The 2,868-nt window shown below is 70.0% G+C and carries 3 protein-coding genes; 1 reads left to right on the plus strand and 2 read right to left on the minus strand.

Going from position 1 to position 2,868, the window contains the following annotated elements:
* Window positions 1-287 precede the first annotated feature (287 nt).
* Window positions 288-899, plus strand: a complete 612-nt coding sequence (locus tag AC5RV2_RS16660; protein ID WP_494093261.1) for a class I SAM-dependent methyltransferase — start codon at window positions 288-290, stop codon at window positions 897-899.
* A gap of 10 nt (window positions 900-909) precedes the next feature.
* On the opposite strand, the gene dapF is transcribed toward AC5RV2_RS16660, so the two are convergent.
* On the minus strand, window positions 910-1,830 hold the full coding sequence (gene dapF, locus AC5RV2_RS16665) for a diaminopimelate epimerase (RefSeq protein ID WP_494068281.1): 921 nt from the start codon (window positions 1,828-1,830) through the stop codon (window positions 910-912).
* Between the two features lie 8 nt (window positions 1,831-1,838).
* On the minus strand, window positions 1,839-2,768 hold the full coding sequence (miaA, locus tag AC5RV2_RS16670; protein WP_494093262.1) for a tRNA (adenosine(37)-N6)-dimethylallyltransferase MiaA: 930 nt from the start codon (window positions 2,766-2,768) through the stop codon (window positions 1,839-1,841).
* Between the last annotated feature and the right edge of the window lie 100 nt (window positions 2,769-2,868).

The following is a 2,868-nucleotide window of genomic DNA, read 5'->3' on the forward strand; positions in this document are numbered from 1 at the left end:
GCCGGCCGGGCGGCAGGGCGACAGCGGGTGCCGGGGACCGCCCCAGCCCTTGCGGCGGCTGCGGCACCGGATCAGAAGGGACTCGAGAGAGCCTTCGGGAACGGTGATTGCCCGGCGGCCGGGGAGGTCAAGGCCTCAACCATCGGCACGCGCTGTCCGGGTGCGAACGGGGACAGCAGGTTACGGCGCAATCACAGGTTTTTCATGCCTCCCACGGTATCAGAGCCGACGTTGCTTAGGTGGGCCTAGATACCGATTCCGCGGTCGGCGCACTAATCTGGCCGATTATGGGAACAGAGCACTACTTCAGCGCGCAACCAGGCAATCCCGAGGTTCGCCGCACCCTCGCCGTCGAGCTGGATGGCCGCATGCGGCAGCTGCAAACAGCTGGAGGCATCTTCAGTCCGGACGGCCTCGACAAGGGCACGGCCGTGCTTCTGGACGAGGTCCCCCCGCCTGCTCCGGAAGGCAACCTGCTCGACGTCGGCTGCGGGTGGGGACCGCTCGCGCTCACCATGGGGCTGAAGTCCCCCGATGCCACGGTGCTGGCCGTGGATGTGAATGAACGCAGCATCGCGCTGACCAACGACAACGCCGCGTCCCTGGGGCTGGCCAATGTCCGTGCCTGCCGCCCGGAAGACGTTGACCCGGCCGTGCAGTTCCACACGATCTGGTCCAATCCTCCGATTCGGATCGGCAAGAGCGAGCTTCACGAACTGTTGTTGATGTGGCTGCCCCGCCTCGCACCTGGGGGCACCGCCTGGCTGGTGGTCCAGAAGAACCTCGGGTCGGACTCGCTGCAGCGCTGGCTCGCGGCCGAACTGCCGTCGGACTACACCGTCAGCCGCGAAAGCACCGCCAAGACGTTCCGGGTGCTCTGCGTACGGCGGGCCGGCTGAGCCGCTTCGGTCAGGCCACCACGCCTCGGGACACGAGCACGGCGGGGCCGCTCAGCTCCACATGTTCCCGCCCGTCGGCTGCGGGGATGAACCGGACCCGGACAACGCCGCCCGGCACTCCGACCTGCCAGTCGTCGGGCGCGCCCGCACCCGCCCAGTAGCGGATGGCGGCGGCGGCAGCACAGGCGCCGGTCCCGCAGGACTGGGTCTCCCCCACCCCGCGCTCGTGCACGCGCATGCTGATGTGCCCGGCGCCGTCGGCGACGAGGGGTTCCGCCGGCACGACAAACTCAACGTTCGTTCCGTTCTCCGGGACCGGATCCACCGCCGGCGCGTGGAACAACTCGGTGGCGGCCAGTTCTTCGAGCCCGGCGAGGGCGACCACGGTGTGCGGGTTCCCCAGACTCACCGACAGTGCCGGCCGCGGCACCTGGAGACCGCCTGCGCTGACCGTCGAATCCATCGCCCTGGCGGCAGCCTCCGCCGGATAGATGAACTCCCACGGCCCCATGTCCACGGCGTAGCCGTTGGCTGACCGGCTGACGATTTTGGTTCCCGCCCGGGTCCCGATGGTCAGCGATTCCCCCGCCCCCAGCTGGACGAGTCCTTCGGCCAGCAGGAAGTGCACGAAGACGCGGACCCCGTTGCCGCACATTTCCGAGGTCGAGCCGTCGGCATTGTAGTAGTCCATGAACCACTCGGCCTCGGGCGCGCTCTCCAGAAGCTCACGGCCCTCGGGCAGGTGCCGGGATCGGACCGCACGGATGAGCCCGTCGGCGCCGATGCCGAGGTGGCGGTGGCAGAGGCCGGCGACCGCCTCGGCCCCGAGGTGCTTGGCCCCGTCGGGATCGGCAATGAGCACGAAGTCGTTGCCGGTGCCGTGGCCCTTGGCGAAGGGCAGCCCGGCGAGGGCCGACAGATGATCAGGCATGGGGTTGTTCACGGCTCAAGCTTAGCGATGTGCGCTGCCGCCTTGTCCGCCGCCAGCGGATCCTCCCAGTCCAGCCAGTGGATCCTTGGATCGGCGCGGAACCACGTCAACTGGCGCCGGGCGAACCTGCGCGTGGCGGCGATGGTGTCCTCGGCGGCCTCGTCCCGGGTCCATTCACCGTCCAGCACCTTCAGGAACTGGGCGTAGCCGAGCGCGCGCGAGGCGGTCCGGCCCTGACGCAGGCCCTGCCGGTCCAGTGCCGCGACTTCCTCCAGCAGCCCGCGTTCCACCATCGTATGGACGCGGCCGGCCAGGCGGTGCTTGAGCCGCTCGCGGTCCGCCCGGAGGCCGATCTGCACGGTCGGGCGGACATACTCCCGCTCGGGCATGTAGGAGCTGAACGGACGCCCGGTCAGTTGCCGCACTTCCAGCGCCCGGATGACCCGGCGGGCGTCGGCCAGCCGCCCGGCGGACACCGGGTCGACCTGCCGCAGCCGCTCCCGCATCGCTGCGAGGCCGAGCCTTTCCAGCTCCTCTTCCAGGCCGCGGCGCAGGGCCGGATCGGTACCTGGAAACTCGATCGCATCCAGGGCGGCCCGTACATACAGTCCGGAACCACCGACGAGGATGGCCCGGTGCCCCCGTCCGTGCACGGCGTCGATCGCTTCCCTGGCCTGCTGTTGGTAGGCGGAGACACTCGCCTCTTCCCTCACGTCGAGGATGTCCAGCAGGTGGTGCTCGATTCCCTGCCGCTCGGCCGGATCCATTTTGGCCGTGCCGATATCCATGCCGCGGTACAACTGCATGGCGTCGGCGTTGATCACTTCCCCGCCCAGCCGCCGGGCCAGCGCGACGGCGAGATCCGATTTTCCGGAGCCGGTGGGACCGACGACGGCGATGACCGGCGGGCCGGCCGGCGCTGGTGGGTGGACCGGCATCGGCGTCAGGCGGTTCGGCCGGGCAGCGCGGGCATGCCCAGCGACACCTGGGAGGGCTTGCCCGGGGCGGCCGGTACCGCGCAGGACTCCGCCTGGGAGC

The sequence above is a fragment of the Arthrobacter sp. Y3225116 genome, from assembly GCF_059091245.1.